Below are 350 nucleotides of genomic sequence, written 5' to 3' on the forward strand. Positions count from 1 at the left end.
TCCGTGGCCTGAACCTGACGGTGAAGGCTGGCGAAGTTGCCGCTATCATGGGGCCGAACGGCTCCGGCAAGTCGACGCTCTCCTATGTGCTGTCCGGCCGCAGCGACTACGAAGTCACAGAGGGCGACATTCTCTACAATGGCGAGAGCATTCTCGAGCTCGATCCGGCCGAACGCGCCGCCAAGGGCATCTTCCTTGCCTTCCAGTACCCCGTCGAAATTCCGGGCGTTGCCACCATGCAGTTCCTGAAGGTGGCGATGAACGAGCAGCGCAAGGCGCGCGGCGAGGACGAGTTGACGACGCCGGACTTCATGCGCCGCGTCAAGGATGCCGCCGGCAAGCTGCAGATC

1 protein-coding gene is annotated in these 350 nt (G+C 63.1%); it reads left to right on the top strand.

What is annotated here, in order from left to right; genetic code table 11:
• On the top strand, window positions 1-350 hold a 350-nt coding region (locus FMN52_RS04235), incomplete at both ends, for an ATP-binding cassette domain-containing protein (protein WP_148607470.1).

The organism is Marinobacter sp. BW6 (assembly GCF_008107725.1).
Lineage (GTDB): Bacteria > Pseudomonadota > Gammaproteobacteria > Pseudomonadales > Oleiphilaceae > Marinobacter.